General features: G+C 44.0%; 17 protein-coding genes and 1 riboswitch. Of the genes, 12 read left to right on the forward strand and 5 right to left on the reverse strand.

The genetic code is table 11. The annotated features are described in order from the left end of the window. Positions 1 to 106: 106 nt before the first annotated feature. The 6 genes from ACLD71_RS18715 to ACLD71_RS18740 are packed head-to-tail and all read left to right on the forward strand — an operon-like array spanning position 107 to position 6814. Complete coding sequence (locus tag ACLD71_RS18715; protein ID WP_137675020.1) at positions 107 to 1063, forward strand: AAA family ATPase; 957 nt, start codon at positions 107 to 109, stop codon at positions 1061 to 1063. Continuing rightward, positions 1063 to 1977 (forward strand): DUF58 domain-containing protein, encoded by a 915-nt coding sequence (locus ACLD71_RS18720; RefSeq protein ID WP_411991632.1) that lies wholly within the window; start codon positions 1063 to 1065, stop codon positions 1975 to 1977. The genes ACLD71_RS18715 and ACLD71_RS18720 overlap by 1 nt, the downstream gene beginning before the upstream one ends. Beyond that, positions 1970 to 2497: a DUF4381 domain-containing protein gene (locus ACLD71_RS18725; RefSeq protein WP_411991633.1), complete on the forward strand. Its 528-nt coding sequence runs from the start codon at positions 1970 to 1972 to the stop codon at positions 2495 to 2497. Before ACLD71_RS18720 ends, ACLD71_RS18725 begins: the two co-directional genes overlap by 8 nt. Next, positions 2490 to 3497: a VWA domain-containing protein gene (locus ACLD71_RS18730; RefSeq protein WP_411991634.1), complete on the forward strand. Its 1008-nt coding sequence runs from the start codon at positions 2490 to 2492 to the stop codon at positions 3495 to 3497. Before ACLD71_RS18725 ends, ACLD71_RS18730 begins: the two co-directional genes overlap by 8 nt. Next, a complete protein-coding gene (locus ACLD71_RS18735; RefSeq protein ID WP_411991635.1) occupies positions 3497 to 5224 on the forward strand; it encodes a VWA domain-containing protein in 1728 nt (575 codons plus the stop codon). Before ACLD71_RS18730 ends, ACLD71_RS18735 begins: the two co-directional genes overlap by 1 nt. Further along, positions 5225 to 6814, forward strand: coding sequence for a BatD family protein (locus ACLD71_RS18740; RefSeq protein ID WP_411991636.1), 1590 nt, complete (start codon positions 5225 to 5227; stop codon positions 6812 to 6814). A 2-nt stretch (positions 6815 to 6816) separates the two neighbouring features. Here ACLD71_RS18740 and ACLD71_RS18745 read toward each other — a convergent pair whose 3' ends face one another. Further along, positions 6817 to 7101, reverse strand: coding sequence for a YfcZ/YiiS family protein (locus ACLD71_RS18745; protein WP_303512627.1), 285 nt, complete (start codon positions 7099 to 7101; stop codon positions 6817 to 6819). Between the two features lie 153 nt (positions 7102 to 7254). Here ACLD71_RS18745 and ACLD71_RS18750 point away from each other — a divergent pair, with 153 nt between their 5' ends. The 4 genes from ACLD71_RS18750 (at position 7255) to ACLD71_RS18765 (ending at position 10571) form a co-directional block, all read left to right on the forward strand. Beyond that, positions 7255 to 7821, forward strand: coding sequence for a sigma-70 family RNA polymerase sigma factor (locus ACLD71_RS18750; protein ID WP_411991637.1), 567 nt, complete (start codon positions 7255 to 7257; stop codon positions 7819 to 7821). Further along, a complete protein-coding gene (locus ACLD71_RS18755; protein ID WP_137675028.1) occupies positions 7790 to 8536 on the forward strand; it encodes a DUF3379 family protein in 747 nt (248 codons plus the stop codon). Before ACLD71_RS18750 ends, ACLD71_RS18755 begins: the two co-directional genes overlap by 32 nt. A 282-nt stretch (positions 8537 to 8818) precedes the next feature. Beyond that, the gene (locus tag ACLD71_RS18760; protein WP_137675029.1) at positions 8819 to 10072 is read left to right on the forward strand and encodes an outer membrane protein transport protein; all 1254 of its coding nucleotides are present in this window, start codon (positions 8819 to 8821) and stop codon (positions 10070 to 10072) included. Positions 10073 to 10175: 103 nt separating this feature from the next. Then, positions 10176 to 10571: a MerR family transcriptional regulator gene (locus ACLD71_RS18765; RefSeq protein ID WP_137675030.1), complete on the forward strand. Its 396-nt coding sequence runs from the start codon at positions 10176 to 10178 to the stop codon at positions 10569 to 10571. Here the strand turns inward: ACLD71_RS18765 and ACLD71_RS18770 are convergent. Both ACLD71_RS18770 and ACLD71_RS18775 read right to left on the reverse strand, forming a co-directional pair. Then, positions 10568 to 11152, reverse strand: coding sequence for a thymidine kinase (locus tag ACLD71_RS18770; protein ID WP_137675031.1), 585 nt, complete (start codon positions 11150 to 11152; stop codon positions 10568 to 10570). The genes ACLD71_RS18765 and ACLD71_RS18770 overlap by 4 nt on opposite strands. A 22-nt stretch (positions 11153 to 11174) precedes the next feature. Continuing rightward, entirely contained in the window at positions 11175 to 12749 is a 1575-nt protein-coding gene (locus ACLD71_RS18775; protein ID WP_137675032.1) for a Na+/H+ antiporter NhaC family protein, read from the reverse strand. Positions 12750 to 12809: 60 nt separating this feature from the next. Beyond that, a riboswitch (Lysine riboswitch) is annotated at positions 12810 to 12981 on the reverse strand. A gap of 180 nt (positions 12982 to 13161) precedes the next feature. Here ACLD71_RS18775 and ACLD71_RS18780 point away from each other — a divergent pair. Then, the gene (locus ACLD71_RS18780) at positions 13162 to 13569 is read left to right on the forward strand and encodes an H-NS family nucleoid-associated regulatory protein (RefSeq protein WP_411991638.1); all 408 of its coding nucleotides are present in this window, start codon (positions 13162 to 13164) and stop codon (positions 13567 to 13569) included. Between the two features lie 58 nt (positions 13570 to 13627). Here the strand turns inward: ACLD71_RS18780 and galE are convergent, their stop codons facing one another. Both galE and queE read right to left on the reverse strand, forming a co-directional pair. Continuing rightward, the gene (gene galE, locus ACLD71_RS18785; RefSeq protein ID WP_411991639.1) at positions 13628 to 14641 is read right to left on the reverse strand and encodes a UDP-glucose 4-epimerase GalE; all 1014 of its coding nucleotides are present in this window, start codon (positions 14639 to 14641) and stop codon (positions 13628 to 13630) included. Between the two features lie 50 nt (positions 14642 to 14691). After that, on the reverse strand, positions 14692 to 15366 hold the full coding sequence (gene queE, locus ACLD71_RS18790; RefSeq protein WP_411991640.1) for a 7-carboxy-7-deazaguanine synthase QueE: 675 nt from the start codon (positions 15364 to 15366) through the stop codon (positions 14692 to 14694). A 39-nt stretch (positions 15367 to 15405) separates the two neighbouring features. Between queE and queC the strand changes: the two genes are divergently transcribed. Next, complete coding sequence (queC, locus tag ACLD71_RS18795; protein WP_411994883.1) at positions 15406 to 16089, forward strand: 7-cyano-7-deazaguanine synthase QueC; 684 nt, start codon at positions 15406 to 15408, stop codon at positions 16087 to 16089.

Raw genomic sequence — 16089 nt, forward strand, 5'->3', positions numbered from 1 at the left:
ACAAGTGATTAAAACTGCAATTAAGCCGTCAAATTTAAAGGAAAATTTTGAGCCATTCGCCAGAGTGTTTTATCATCCCCCAGCGATGAACAATTCAAGGGAAAAAATGAGCAATAACACTTTATCGGCCATTAAAGACTATCTTAATCAAAGCATTGTTGGCCAAACAGAATTTATTGATCAATTACTTATCGCTTTGTTAGCTGATGGGCACATACTTGTAGAAGGCCCTCCAGGTTTAGCAAAAACCCGCGCAGTTAAAGCGCTATCTGAATGTATAGAAGGTGACTTTCATCGAGTCCAGTTTACGCCCGACTTGCTGCCCGCAGATTTAACCGGTACCGATGTATTCCACCCTGAAACGGCCAGTTTCAGTTTCCAAAAAGGGCCTATCTTTCATAACTTGGTATTGGCTGATGAAATTAACCGTGCCCCCGCTAAGGTTCAATCGGCCTTGTTAGAAGCCATGGCTGAGCAGCAAATCACCGTGGGTAGCAGCAGTTATGCACTGCCTAAGCTGTTCATGGTAATGGCAACCCAAAACCCAATTGAACAAGAAGGGACTTACCCTTTACCTGAAGCCCAGCTTGACCGTTTCATGTTTAAACTGTGTTTGAACTACCCTGATGCCGAAAACGAGTTAAAAATTTTAGAACTCACTGAGCGTGAAGCCAAGCAAGTACACTTACGCCAGCCAGAGCCGCTCACTCAACAAAAATTATTTGCCTTGCGCCGCGCCATTATGGAAGTACATATTGCGCCGCAGCTTAATCAATACATTGTTGATCTAGTCGTTGCCACTCGTGAGCCTGAACGCTATACCGATGAGTTTAGCCAATGGTTAGAGTTTGGGGCTAGCCCTCGCGCCAGTATTTCTTTGGCCCGTGCCGCTCGCGCAAAAGCTTGGTTAGAAGGCAGAGACTTTGTTAGCCCAGAAGACATTCAGCAACTCGCCTACCCGGTATTACGCCACCGCTTGCTACTTAGCTACCAAGCCCAAGCAAAAGGCATTCAAGCCGACGCGGTTATTCAGCGCTTAATTGAGTTGGTTGCATTTGCCTAATGGATACCATCACGCGGCAGTCGCCAGTTAGTGTAGATATAGAGCAGCTTATTGAAGCGCGCGCCATTCATTTGCAAATGCCGCCTTGGCGCAATGTATCTAGCAGCCGCCATGGCAATCGCTTGAGTAAAGTACGTGGTCGCGGCATGGAGTTTGATGAAGTGCGCCATTACCAACCCGGTGACGACATTCGCTGTATTGATTGGCGAGTCACCGCGCGCACAGGTAAAACTCATACCAAGCTGTTTAGAGAAGACCGAGAGCACCCGGTATTTATCTTTCTCGACTTATCTCACTCCATGTATTTTGGCAGTGGCGAGAAGCTTAAATCTGTGTTTGCCAGTGAGCTGGCAGCTTGTTTAGGTTGGAATGCCCAGCAGCTTGGCGAACGGGTCGCGTTAATGCTTCATCTAGGTGAGCATAGCCACAACGAAAAACCAGCAGCGAGCAGAACCCATTGGTTAGCCCAACTACAAACCATTGTTGAGCAACATAACCAACAGTTTTCAGCCTTAAACAGTAACCACATCATTCAAAGCTCGCCAAACGCCAGTTTAGAAACCTTGTGCCAGCTAGTAAAAACCGGTTATCAGGTACATTTAATCAGTGACTTCTATCATTTTGATAAAGCCTCTGCATTGCACTTACAGCGCTTATCTAGCCACAATCAAGTATTTGCTTGGCAAATAAGCGACCCTTTAGAACAACAGCTACCTCGCGCCTCTAGTGCTCAGCAGCTGCAAGTGAGTAATGGCAAGCAAGAAGGCTATTTGCAACCCGACAACAAAACGTTTCGCCAGCAATTTATGCGCTTAGCGAAACAGCGTCAGCAATCCATAGATGTCATGCTCCAACAAGCTCGCATTCCTCATCAACATTTTTCCACAGCTTTCGAGTGGCAGGACTATGCCTGAGCAATCAACCCCCTTAGCCCAGTTAAAAGACATTATTTTACCCAGTAACTTTGAAACGGCCTTACCCGCTGTAGGTTGGTGGGTGCTCGCGGTCGCATTAGTATTGTTACTGGCACTAAGCCTATTTGCTGCTTGGCGTTACAAACAGCTGTGTAAGCCGCGCCAAGAAGCCCTACAAGCACTAAAACAACAGCCAATGAACTTAGCCGGCACCAATCAGCTAATGAAGCGCTTAGCCTTAAGTTATTACCCGCGCCAACAAGTAGCCTCTTTGAGTGGCAAGGATTGGCTCAGCTTTTTAGACAGCACTTACAGCGGGAAACAACATGCATTCATTGAATTACAAAGCCAATGGCAGCAACAACTCTATGCCGCCGATGCGCCCGCATTAGATGAAGATATAGCCAAACTGTGCAAAAAGTGGATCAAACAGTTACGCCCACCACTTACCGCAGCTTCACTATTTGGCCTTCACACTCCAAGCCCAATAACATCAAAAACAGGAGGCCGGCATGTTTGAGTTTATTTGGCCTTATGTATTTGTTGCCCTGCCGCTGCTTTGGTTAGTAGAGCGTTTTAGTGGCTCCCAACAAGAACAACAAAACGAGCAACTGCTTAATACCAGCTTACCCTTTACCCAACAACAAGCCGTATTAGAGAAAACCAACAGCCCGCTAAAACAAGGCTTGAAATGGCTAGTTTGGCTACTTTGTTTAGTGGCGTTTGCTCGCCCTGTTTGGCTCGACGACCAAGTGCAAGGCATTAACGAGCAAGGGCGCGATTTACTGTTATCCGTCGATATGTCGGGCAGTATGCAAATTAAAGACATGCAACTTAATGACGAAGCGGTAGATCGTTTAACCGCCTTAAAAGTATTGCTCAAAGGGTTTATTGAGCAACGCCGAGGTGATCGCGTAGGCATGATATTGTTTGCCGACCACGCCTACCTCTCTTCACCTTTAAGTTTTGACATGGACTCCTTGTTAATTCAGGTGGATGAATTAGTGCATGGTTTGGTGGGTGACAGAACAGCGATTGGTGAAGGCATTGGCCTTGGCATAAAACAATTAATGAACCACCCTGCCGAGCAGCGCATACTCATTTTGCTTACCGACGGGCAAAACACCTCTGGCACAGTAGACCCAATGCAAGCGGCCGAGATGGCAGCAAAAAACCAAGTCGTGATTTACACCATTGGGGTCGGCGCTGATGAGCTGCTGCAACAAACTTTGTTTGGCACCCGCAAAGTCAATCCTTCACATGATTTAGACGAAGAGTCACTGCAAAAAATCGCGGATTTGACCGGCGGTCTGTATTATCGAGCGCGCAGCACCGATGAGCTAGCCCAAATTTATGAAGAGATTAACGCACTCAATCCTATCTCTGAAGCAGAGCAATACTATCGCCCGCAATATGAACTGTATTATTGGCCACTGGCTCTAGCGGCTTTAGTGTTGTTAATTAGCCTGGCAGCTCCGTTCATTAGCCAGCGATTCAGCGCTACAAAGGAGGTTCAATAATGCAAGATATTAGCTTATTGCGTCCCGAGTGGTTATTGCTGAGCCCGCTATTACTGCTGCTATTGTTTAAAAAGCATCGCCGAGAACAATCTGCTTGGAGCCAATTGCTTAGCCCGAACATTGCCAAGTATTTAGTGAGTTCGCCCAAACAACACAAGCACTCACAATGGCCGCTTGCAGCCTTGTTTGCATTAATTCTATTGGCCTTAAGTGGGCCCAGCATTGTTAGCGATAATGTGCCCTTGTACCGCGAGGGAAGTGCCCGCGTTTTAATCATGGACATGTCCTACTCTATGCGTGCTCGCGATGTAAAACCCGACCGCGTAGAGCTGGCTAAATACAAAGCGCTGGATTTACTTAAACAATGGCGCGATGGTGAAACAGCATTAATTGCCTTTGCCGGAGATGCATTTGTACTCAGCCCCTTAAGCAGTGATACTAATACACTGGCTAACTTAGTACCGCATTTAAAACCAGAGTTAATGCCAGCTCATGGATCGGCGCTTAATCTAGCCATAGAACAAGCCGCTCAGCTAATTAAACAAGCGGGTTATGCCAAAGGCGATGTAATAGTTATCGGTGATGGCATCAATCAACAACAAATGGACTTAAGCCTCGCCAGCTTGCAAGACAATAATTTGCGGTTTTCGATGCTAGCCCTTGGCACTGAAGAAGGCGCGCCAATCCCGCTTGAAGACGGCAGTATGCTTAAAGATCAATACGGCAGCATTGTTATTCCAAAGTTACAAGCCGAGTTCTTTTTGCCGCTCTGCCAATCAACTGGCGGTATTTGTCAGCTCATTTCAGCCGATAATAGCGACATTGAAAAACTGGCCTCTTTACGCAGCCGTAAAGCAGATAATGAGCAACAAAGTGCCCAACAAGGGCAAATACGCAAAGACGTCGGTTACTTCTTACTACCCCTCATTTTATTGCTTTTGCTTAACAGCGTTCGCCGCGCCGATTTATTGATTGTTTGCTTAACCGTAACCAGCTTCATTTCTATACAACCCGCTAGTGCCGCTGACATTTGGAAAAACCAAGCACAACAGGCCCAACAGGCTTTTGAACAAGAACAATTTAAAGACGCTGCTGAGTTATTTACCGATCCCAATTGGCAAGCATCGGCACACTATAAAGCCGGCGAATATCAACAGGCTCAGCAACTTTTTGCCCAAGATGACAGTGCTGAAGGTTGGTACAATCAAGGAAATGCCTTAAGTCAGTTAGAAAAATACCCCGAAGCTATTTCAGCCTACGAGCAAGCTCTACAACGAAACCCCGAGCTAGAAGCTGCAGCGCACAATAAATCAGTAATAGAACAACTGTTGGAGCAACAGCAAAACCAACAGCAACAATCTCAACAATCATCAGATGATTCTGAGCAACAAGACTCTAACGACCAGCAGGAACAGCAATCAGAGCAAGGTGAAGGTGAGCAATCTCCGCCAGAATCAGAAGAACAACAGGCGAGTGAGCAAGAGTCGGAGCAGCAAGCGGGCGAAGATGAACAACAGCAAGCTCAAGCCGAAGAACCTAGTGAGTCCCAAGAAGATGCCGAACAGCAACAAGCGACTCAAGCAGGCTCGCCAGAAGATCTCAATCAAGACGAATTACAGCAGTGGCTAGAAAACTTGCCCAACGACCCGAGCTTACTGTTGCGAAATAAAATGTATCTCGAGTATCAAAAACGTCGCCGTCAAGCCAGCAATCAGGAGAATTGGTAAGTGAAAGCGCTCAGCCTATTGTTTATTCTTTTACTTAGCCTAAATAGCTACGCCACCACCGAAGTTACCGCTACAGTTAGCCAAAACCCAGTCGCGGTTAATCAAGCCTTTACCTTAGAAATTGTGGCTAACGATACCTTACCAGCCAGCGAATTCGATTCCTCGGTGCTGTTAAGGCAAAAATTTGTAGTGGGCGGCACGTCAACTAGTCGCCAGCACTCAAGCATTAACGGCGTATCGTCTACTCAAACTCGTTGGACAACCACCTTATTAGTAAGAGACGAAGGGACCTATCTTATCCCTTCCTTTAACATTGGTGGCGAGCAAACTATTCCTATTCAGCTGCAAGCCAAAGTAATAGAAGCCATTGAACCGAGTAAAGATCAGGTTCGAATGGAAGTAAGCTTAGACAACGCTGAAGTTTACATTGGTCAGCCAGTGCGCTTTACCGCCAAAATTTGGGTCGCCAATAGCCTCGATCAGGCCAACATTATTGCGCCAAGCATGTTAGGAGCAAAAATAGAAAAACTGGGTGACGATAAACAAGATTTAGAGGTAATTGACGGTAAACGCTACCGCACGCTAATTCGACAATGGCTGATTACGCCAGAAAAAGCCGGTCAGTTTGAAGTAAGAGGCCCACGTTTGAGTGGACTGGCTAATGATATTAATCGCCGAGCCCGCCCGGTAGACATTGCCGCGCAAACATTGTCATTAGAAGTAAAAGCCCCACCGGCAGATTTCCCTGGCACTTGGCTACCCTCTACTGATTTGCTGTTATACGAAGAAGTACAACCACTGCAAAGTGACTACGAACAAGGCCAAGCCTTTACCCGAATTATCAACTTAACTGTGGCAGGCATTACCGAAGACCAATTGCCCGACATCACACTCGACTACGGTGATGACTTTCGCGTATACCCTGAAGCCTATCAAGACCGTACCATTGTAAAAGACGGTATTGTTTTCGCTCAACGCAGCTTGAATGTAGCGCTTATTCCGGTAAACCCTGGTGAAATCACCCTACCCGGCTGGTCATTGGCATGGTGGGATTTAGGCAAAGATGAACAAGCTTTAGCGAAAGTCGCAGAGCGCACTATCACTGTAGTGCCTGCGCCTGTTAACCAACAATTAGCGCCGATTCAAACAAACCTAGCCGCGCAAGCCATTACCGTAACGGAGCCTGTGACTTCCCTATGGACATGGTTTTTTGCAATAGCGTGGTTAATCACTCTTGCGCTATTAATCGCAATTTTCACCCGTATGCAAAAGCAAAAAACTGCTGTTGATTCACCGGTAAACACTGATTTCTCACCCTCGGTTGATGATAACTGGCAACAATTTGCTGATGCCTGTAAACAGCAACAAAGCCAACAAGCTGAACAAGCGCTGCAAAAATGGTTGGTTCAACAAGCTCCTTCAAAAGAGTTTGCTGCACTACTACGGATTCTTAGCAAGTCTAATTGGGGTGGAGAACAGGATCAGAGGCTTAATTTGGTAGATTTTTATCAGCGTTGCGCTGCACTAAAAAGCACGTTGGCAAAAATAAAAGAGCAAGAACAGCCAGCGCTATCCTCGCTCAATCCATAAGCTTAGCGGTTTAAGCCTAGTTGAAAGATTAGGCTTTCTGCTTGGCAAGCAAAAGTGAAAGAAGCGGCCAGCTTAAAGCCACCTTCAACTGCACTAATCTCACTGCTAATCTCACAAGGATCAGATTCAGCTTTGCGGGCTTTCTCAACTAAATTGCTTAGGCGCGTTTCAGCATGCTGTTGCTCGGTAAATAACTCTTCGACTACTGCGGTAAGTTCTTCGCCATCGATCACAGCGCCAACATCAACACAACAACAAGTTTCAGATTCTTCTAACTTGGTTTTCATCTATTTTCCTTTAATTTACAACAGGCCTTAGTTATAACTCTTCAATCTAAACCAAGGCGAAATCAGGTGTATAGTGTGTAACATAGACCAAAGCAGGTCTCTTTGATACGTATCATAACAGATTAGCCTAATGCCTTTTATCTAGGAATTTACATGGTTGTTGATTTTTTTCGAAAGAAAAACCAAACCGACTCGGTCATGTCGGATATGGAAGCAAAACAAAAACGTTACGAAGCCTTAGTTCAGGCTTACAACCGGGATGTTTATCGTTACGCCTATTGGCTAGTAAAGGATAAACATATTGCCGAAGACATAGTTCAGGAGACGTTCCTTAGAGCTTGGCGTTCACTCGACAGCCTTAAAGATGAAAAGGCCGCTAAAGCATGGTTAATAACCATTCTAAGGCGTGAGAATGCTCGCCGCTTCGAGCGTAAGCAGTTTAACTTGGTAGATATCGAAGACCATTCTGTTGCTGATGTGAATGCCACATCAACCGAGCAGCAAATCGAGAATGAATGGTTACGCCGCCAAATAGATAAGCTCGCTCCCGAGTACAAAGAACCTTTGCTCCTACAAGTAATTGGTGGATTTAGTGGGGACGAAATAGGCGACATGTTAGAACTCAATAAAAATACAGTGATGACTCGGCTATTTAGAGCACGTAACCAGCTAAAAGAAGCCCTAGAAGATGACCAGAATCGAGGACAAAGTAATGGATGAGCTAGAGTTTCGCCGCCAGTTGTATACCAATCCTCGTGAGCGTAGTGATGCGCTCATAGAGGAAGCAACTAGGACGCCGAAAAACAAAAAACTGTTCGACGACATGCAACAATTTGAATGCAAATTAGAACAAGCACTAAACGTTGAGGTTCCAGACGCCCTAGCCGAGCGTTTAATATTGAGCCAAAGCTTTGATGATTCGCAAGTGCAATATCGTCGAAAAACACGCGTGCACATTGCTATGGCCGCCTCAATCGCTTTTGTTATCGGGCTAAGTTTTAGCTTGGTAAATTGGCAAGTGCCTGCTGGCTATGATGATATGGGGCAAGTTGCTTTGCAGCATGTCTACCATGAAATGCCTTATACCAGCGGTGTTGATGAGCAACCAAGCTTACAAACCATTAACGCCAAGTTGGCGCGTTACGGGGCAAGTTTTGATGAGTTGCCAGGTGATGTAGTGTATGTGAATCATTGTGCCTACGCTGGCAGCCCAGCGTTTCATATGATTATGAAAGGTAAAATGGGTTCAAATGTTAATGTATTTGTAGTGCCTAAAACTACTGAACTACAAGCAGTACAAAGCTTTGCCGACAAGAAAATGCACGGCATGGTTGGCAGCTTATCTCATGCCAGTTTAGTTGTGGTGGGTGAGCGTAATGAACCGATTGAGAAAACCTTGGCGTTTTTAACCGCAGATCTCAACCAAGCGATTTAAGTGTTAACATCTACAACGCCACCTGATCCTTCAGGTGGCGTTGATTATTTTTAAAGCGAACAGCTAAGTCTTTCAATTCATTACTTGATTAATCTCTATCCTCCCTTATATTGCTCTACGACTAAAGATTAAACACTTGTTTAACTTTTGTGCAGCAGCTCCAACTTTTGAAATAAACCGTTAACAGCACCTTAACATTTGAGCGATTTGCTTTTAATCTGGTCAGAGGTCTAATCAAGACTTCGAATGATAATAAACTCCACCCGTATTAGAGAGGGAACGATGAAAATAAGGAAATTGCCACTCGCGCTACTTGCCGCGTCAGCTACACTCACTGCCGGCCATGTAAACGCTGCAGGTTTTCAATTGGTAGAACACTCTGCTACGGGACTTGGCCGTTCATTTGCTGGTGAAGCCGCTATTGCTGACAATGCTTCGGTAATGGCACGTAACCCTGCCGCCATGTCTATGTTTGATACCATCGCGGTGTCAGGCGCATTAACCTATATTTCTCCTGACGTTTACGTAAAAGGTAATACAGGCGTAGACGAAATAGATAAAGCCCTAACCAACGATGATGTAGTTCCTGGTGCAGCTGTGCCAGCGGGTTATTTTATTCAACCACTAAGTGACAAGTGGGCTTGGGGTGTAGGTATGTTTACAAACTTTGGTTTGTCTACAGATTACCCTGCGGATTACGCAGCAGGCGCTTTAGCCGGTCAGACTGAGCTTATTACGCTAAATCTAAACCCGAATGTATCATATAGAATCAATCAGCAATTTAGTGTTGGTGCTGGCGTAAATGCGGTTTACGGAACAGCCAAATTAGTCCGTAACTTTGGCACTGGAGGCCCATTTCCAGCAGGCGGTACAGCAGCGTCACTAGAAGGTGATGGTTGGGGCTTTGGTTGGAACATCGGCGGTATGTGGGAAGTAAATGAAGATCACCGCTTTGGCATGAGTTACCGCTCTAAAGTTGATTTGAAATTTAAAGGCGACTACCACTCAGACATTCCTTCTGGATTAAGTGATAACCCATACGGTACTAGTGGTGACACTATTCCTGGTGAGTTAACCCTAAATTTACCTGATATTTTTGAAGTATCTGGCTACAACCGCTTAAACGACTCTGTCGCGGTTCACTATAGCTATGTATGGACAGGTTGGAGCACCTTCCAAGAGATAGATGCTACCTCTGAAGGCATTGGCAGTGTCTTGAATAAACAAGAGCAGTTTAGTGATTCTTACCGTGTATCCTTTGGCGGTACCTGGTATCTAAATCAAGCTTGGGAACTACGTGCTGGTATGGCCTTTGACCAAAGCCCATCACGCACCCACAAAACCATTAGTATTCCAGATAACGACCGTTACAACTACGGCGTTGGCTTTACTTATCACCTAAGCGATAAAGGCAGTATTGATACCGGCTTTACTTACATTCAAGGTAAAGAAGGCGGCTTTAACGAAGAAGGCGTTGAGTTTGTATCGAAAGGCGATGCCTACATCGCTGCAATTCAATATAACCATAGCTTTTAACGCTGATAGCAACCGGCCTAGCGCCGGTTGCTATTTCTCTAACTTGACCAAGCCGACACTATCACCCACTCTTCAGTGAGCAAGCATTTTACTGAGGGACGCCATGGCTAATACCAAAACACCATTTACGATTAGCGACTTAGCTAAAGAATTTTCCATCAGTACCCGTAGCATTCGCTTTTATGAAGACCAAGGTTTGATTCAACCATTAAGGGTGGGAACTAAACGCCTTTACAGCAAACACGACAAATTGCGCCTCAAGCTCACCCTGCGTGGCAAACGTTTAGGTTTTTCCTTAACCGAAATAAAAGAGTTATTTGATTTGTACGACGCCAAACTCACTAACACAGATGAGGTTTTTGACTTAATCGATAATATAAAATTAAAAAAACAGAGTTTGTTGCAGCAGTTAGAAGATATTCAAGTGGTATTAATGGAGCTAAAATCGGCAGAGCGCCGCTGTAACGACGCCCTTAACGATCTTTCAAACAAACACTAAGCTTCGCCAGCATTGCCTTGAATAAAGTGTTTACGGCATAATGAAACGTAACGGTCATTGCCACCTATTTCAATTTGTTGCCCTTCGCTAACCACTTGCCCGTGTTGATCAATACGCGCATTAAAGTGCCCTTTATTGCCACACCAGCAAATAGTTTTAAGCTCTTCTAGCTTGTCAGCCAAACACAGTAAGTGATAAGCACCTTCAAACAACTCGCCCATAAAATCAGTTTTAAGGCCATAAACCATCACTGGAATATTTAACTCATCGACAATTTTTGCCAATTGATACACCTGCTCGCGGCTTAAAAACTGACCTTCATCTACGATCACTACGTCTTGTTTAGTCTGTTGCTGCTTTTGCTGCAATAGCTCAAACAAGTTTTGCTGTTTACAAAAGGTTTCAGCTTCTAGCGATAACCCTACCCGCGCTTTAATAATCCCTATTCCGTCACGAGTATCCATAGCAGGTATAAGCGCTAAAGGGTTCATGCCGCGCTCTTGGTAATTAAAGTGAGCTTGAATCAATTGGGTGGATTTACCCGAATTCATAGCGGCATATTTAAAGTGTAGTGAAGCCATTTACTGCGATTGTCCCGACTTGTTAGCTATTTACAGCGATTACAGATGTTTGTTGGCGATGGTACAAAGCCGCGCTAATAATCGCAAATAATAGTAAGCCAATAGCTAACGCTGCGATCACACTTCCACTCATCCCCATCACCAAATAACTAGCGATGCTAATAAAGGCTACCAATAAGGCATAAGGTAGCTGCGTGGCTACGTGGTCAATATGATGACAAGCCGCACCAGTAGAAGACAAAATAGTCGTGTCGGAAATAGGCGAACAATGGTCACCAAATACCGCTCCCGCTAACACTGCCGACAACATAGGTAAAATTAAGCTCACTTCGCTGGCTACTGCCATATCTGCTGCAATAGGTAGCATGATACCAAAGGTACCCCAACTGGTGCCTGTGGCAAAGGCCATTACGCCAGCTAATACAAAAATAAGCACTGGTAACATTGCTGGGTTAATTGCACCGTCTAATTTAGCGGCCAAGTATTTACCCGTTTCCATATCACCAATAACACCACTAATAGACCAAGCAAATAGCAGAATAATAATTGCCGGGCTCATTGCTTTTAAACCTAACCAAATAGCATTTGATAACTGTGTAAGGCTAAGTTGTTGCTTTAATGCGAAACCAATAGTAACCAACAAACCTACTATGCCACCCGTTACCAAAGACAAGGTGACATCAGTATTTTCCAATGCTGCCAACAAACCAAAAGCTTGGCCATCTTCAATAGCATTCGCACCAGTAACAACAAAGCTTGCGAAAGTAACCGCAGTGAGTAGCACAATAGGCAGCACCAAACCTAAAGGTGAGCCATTTTCCGCCTGGAAGTCATGATTAACACTGCCCGCTGGAATCCCCTTGGTTTTATCAAACAATTCGCCATCTGACGCTGCTTTTTCGTGTTGCGTCATTGGGCCAATGTTTAGATTAAAATAAGCGACCGTTAGTGCCATTAACAAAGCAAAAATGGCGTAGAAGTTAAGTGGAATCATTGCGGCGAAGGCTGCTAATGGGCTGATGTCGGTAATTCCGTGTGTCACCAAAATACCGCCAATTAAGGCAATAATATAAGCACCCCAGCTAGATAAAGGCATAAGTACACACATGGGTGCGGCGGTCGAATCGAGCAGGTAAGCTAGTTTTGCTCGAGACACACCAGCTTGATCTGTCAGCGGGCGCGCTACACTGCCCACAGCAAGACTATGGAAATAATCATCTACAAACACCACAAAGCTTAAGAGTGCCGTAGTAACGGTTGCGTGGCGCTTAGTTTTAATGCGCTTTTGTGCCCAATGAGCAAAAGCAGATGTAGCCCCGGTTGCTGTCATTAAACTGGTCATACCGCCTAATAGCAGTAAGAAAAGAATGATTTGTAGATTCCATAGGTTTAGTCCGTCGTCCCACACCAGGCCGCTAGCCAGTTCGGTAAGATAAACCGCGCTAGCCCCAAAGGAAAAGTTACTTAACAACAATGCGCCGGTTAAAATACCGCAGCTTAACGCCACAACCACGCGGCGAGTAGCTAGTGCCACTAAAAGGGCTATAACTGGGGGTAAGATAGACAATATGGAATCTGTATATGAAATAGTTTGCATGTTTTCTCTGTTATTGTTGTTTAGAGAGCAAACTGAGTGATAGCCATACTTTGAACGTATGCACCCTGTAGCTCTCCATAGTGTGTACTATGACAATGCAGCATTTATTAAACACTGCACCAGTAACAAGTTTAGATGGTACTTGTTACTTCGGCGCGGGCCCCTTTCATACAGAATCATTGGTATCACCCCATTCCGCACTACTTTTGACCAGCGCTCCTCTACAATTTAGCGTTAGTAGCTGGATTATACCCACAAAAGCAGAGCTTTCAACCCATCTGGTTAATTCCGTATTAGTCGAAAATTAAATATCAATTCAGTTATTTACTGTGACTTAATTGACAAGGCTTAATAAGTAATTAGAATTTAAACGTTGATTGATTAAAACTTAATAAAATATAACAGGATTAACATGAGCGATTTCATCAAGGTATTTCTAAACGCAAGAAGTCTTAAAGCCGCTACAAAAGAATTATCGATAGAACAGCTAGAAGAAAGCTTTAATAAATTAAAAGTCATTCTAGAAGAGCGTTACACTCTAAAAGCTGAAGAAGATAAACTACAGCAAGAAAAACGCGAAAAGTTAGAAAAATATAAAGCTTTGCTTGAGCAAGATGGAATCGACCCAAGCGAACTATTATCAATTATTGAAGATGCTCCTGTTAAAGAGCGTAAAAAACGTGAGCCTCTTCCAGCTAAATACAAGTTTGTTGATGAAAATGGCGAAGATAAAACCTGGACAGGACAAGGAAGAACACCTTCGCCAATTCAGCGTGCCATAAAAAATGAAGGAAAATCTAAAGAAGACTTCCTTATTTAATTAGCATTGCGCATAAAAAAAGGAGCCTAACGGCTCCTTTTTTTATCATTATGTATTATTAAGATGCAAATCCATTGGGATTGCCTTGTTGCCATCGCCAAGAATCTTCAGCCATATCATCTAAATTTAATTCAGCTTGCCAGTTTAGTTCTTGTTTAGCCAAACTTGGGTCAGAATAACAAGCGGCAATGTCACCCGGTCTGCGAGGCGATATTTGATAAGCAATCGTTTTCCCAGACACCTTCTCAAACGCGTTAAGCATTTCTAATACACTATAACCTTGGCCGGTGCCTAGGTTATAAGTTACTAGCCCCGCTTTTGCATCCAGTTTAGCTAAGGCTTTTAAGTGACCTTTGGCTAAATCAACAACGTGGATATAATCGCGTACACCAGTGCCATCAACAGTATTGTAATCATCGCCGAACACGCTAAGTTGAGCCAAACGTCCTACTGCAACTTGAGTAATATAAGGTATCAAGTTATTAGGAATACCATTTGGATCTTCGCCAATTAACCCAGATTTATGTGCCCCTACCGGATTAAAATAACGTAGCAGAGCGATATTCCATTCGTTATCTGACTTATATAAATCGCCAAGCATTTCTTCAACAATAAGTTTTGAACGACCATAAGGGTTGGTCGCACCAGTAGGAAAGCTTTCTACAATCGGTACAGTATGAGGGTCGCCGTATACCGTTGCCGAAGAACTAAACACTAAATTTTTTACGCCATGCTCAGCCATTACTTCACAAAGCACTAAAGTACCCGCAACGTTATTCTGATAATAGTGTAAAGGGATAGTCGTAGATTCACCCACCGCTTTTAAACCTGCAAAGTGAATAACCGACGTGAAACTATGCTTTGAAAACACTTCAATCAAGGCATTTTTATCGCGAATATCGGCCTGATAAAAAATTGGCCTTCTTTGACAAATTTGTTCAACTCTATCAATAGAAACAGGGTGTGAATTACAAAGATTATCGACAATAACAACATCTTCGCCTTGCGCTAATAATTCTACAACAGTGTGGCTACCAATATACCCGGCTCCACCAGTGACCAAAATCGCCATAACAATCCTTAATTAAGTAAAATAAACATCACCACTCAATAGCGGGAGTTTTATTCTATTCCGATATACTTGTGGGTTTGCAAAGACAAACGCCAGTTATTTTTAATACAAGCTTCAATACACAACTCTGTGGCCCGAGGTTGTTGGCTAATAGGCTGCAAACAGACTAATGCGTGATGCCCTTTTGGCAAACGAGCCAATAGCTCGTTTAAATTCTCTAGATCACGTTCACGAGCAACAGGATGCTTTATTTCATTCGCCCTTTGTAGAGCTTCAATCAAAATTTCTTTTTCGCCTTTCATTGCCACTTTAGGTGAAACGGTCACCCACGTTTTCTCATTCGCTTTAACGGAATAAGTACCACTGGTTTCAATTTGTACCGATTTCCCGTGACTAATTAATGCGCTAGTAAGCGGCTCTAAATCATAAATGCACGGTTCACCGCCGGTGATAACGATATGTGTAGCACTGTACTGAGTTAATGCTTCCAGTAGCTGCTCCACGCTATAGCTAGCCCAACGCGCAGTATCGCCACTCACCCCGATAATTTGCTCTACCTGAACCTTATCCGCAGCCAACACTTCCCAAGTATGTTTAGTATCGCACCAAGAACAACCAACGTCGCAGCCTTGCAAACGAATAAATACAGCAGGCACCCCAGTGTGAAAACCTTCACCTTGTATCGTTTCAAAAATTTCATTAATCGGTAAAGTGGGCTGTGGCATTTGTATCCTAAATCATAATAAGCGAAAATCGACAGCAGTATTAAAACATATTTTAAAGAGCAAAAAATGAAAGAAAAGGCCGTAGTTATATATTCTGGTGGTATGGATTCTTACACCGTATTACATAAAACACTGCAACTTGGGCTGCAACCCTTTGCTCTAAGCTTTAACTATGGTCAACGTCACATCAAAGAACTCGAATATGCTAAAAACGTATGCGATGAACTATCTGTTGAACACAAAGTTGTAGATATTAGTAGTATCAATCAGCTGCTCGAAGGCTCGTCTTTAACGTCTGACATTGATATTCCAGAAGGCGATTACCAAGAAGAATCAATGAAATCGACCGTGGTACCTAACCGCAATATGATTTTGTTATCGTTAGCTATTGGTTACGCAGTATCGATAGGTGCAAAAAAAGTATTCTATGGTGCGCATTCTGGAGACCACGCGATTTACCCTGACTGCCGACCAGAGTTTGTAAGAAAGATGAACGAGGTTAGCCTTATTGCCAATTACGAGGCCGTTGAAGTCATCAGCCCCTATCTAGAGCAATCTAAAATAGATATTTTAAGTGATGGTTTAGCCATGAACTTAGATTACGCTAAAACTTGGACTTGCTATAACGGTCGTGACTTAGCCTGTGGGAAATGTGGCGCTTGCCAAGAACGCTTAGAGGCTTTCAAGCTTAATGCTGTTAAAGACCCTCTTAGCTACGAATAA

This window comes from Agarivorans sp. DSG3-1, assembly GCF_046774965.1.
GTDB lineage: Bacteria > Pseudomonadota > Gammaproteobacteria > Enterobacterales > Celerinatantimonadaceae > Agarivorans.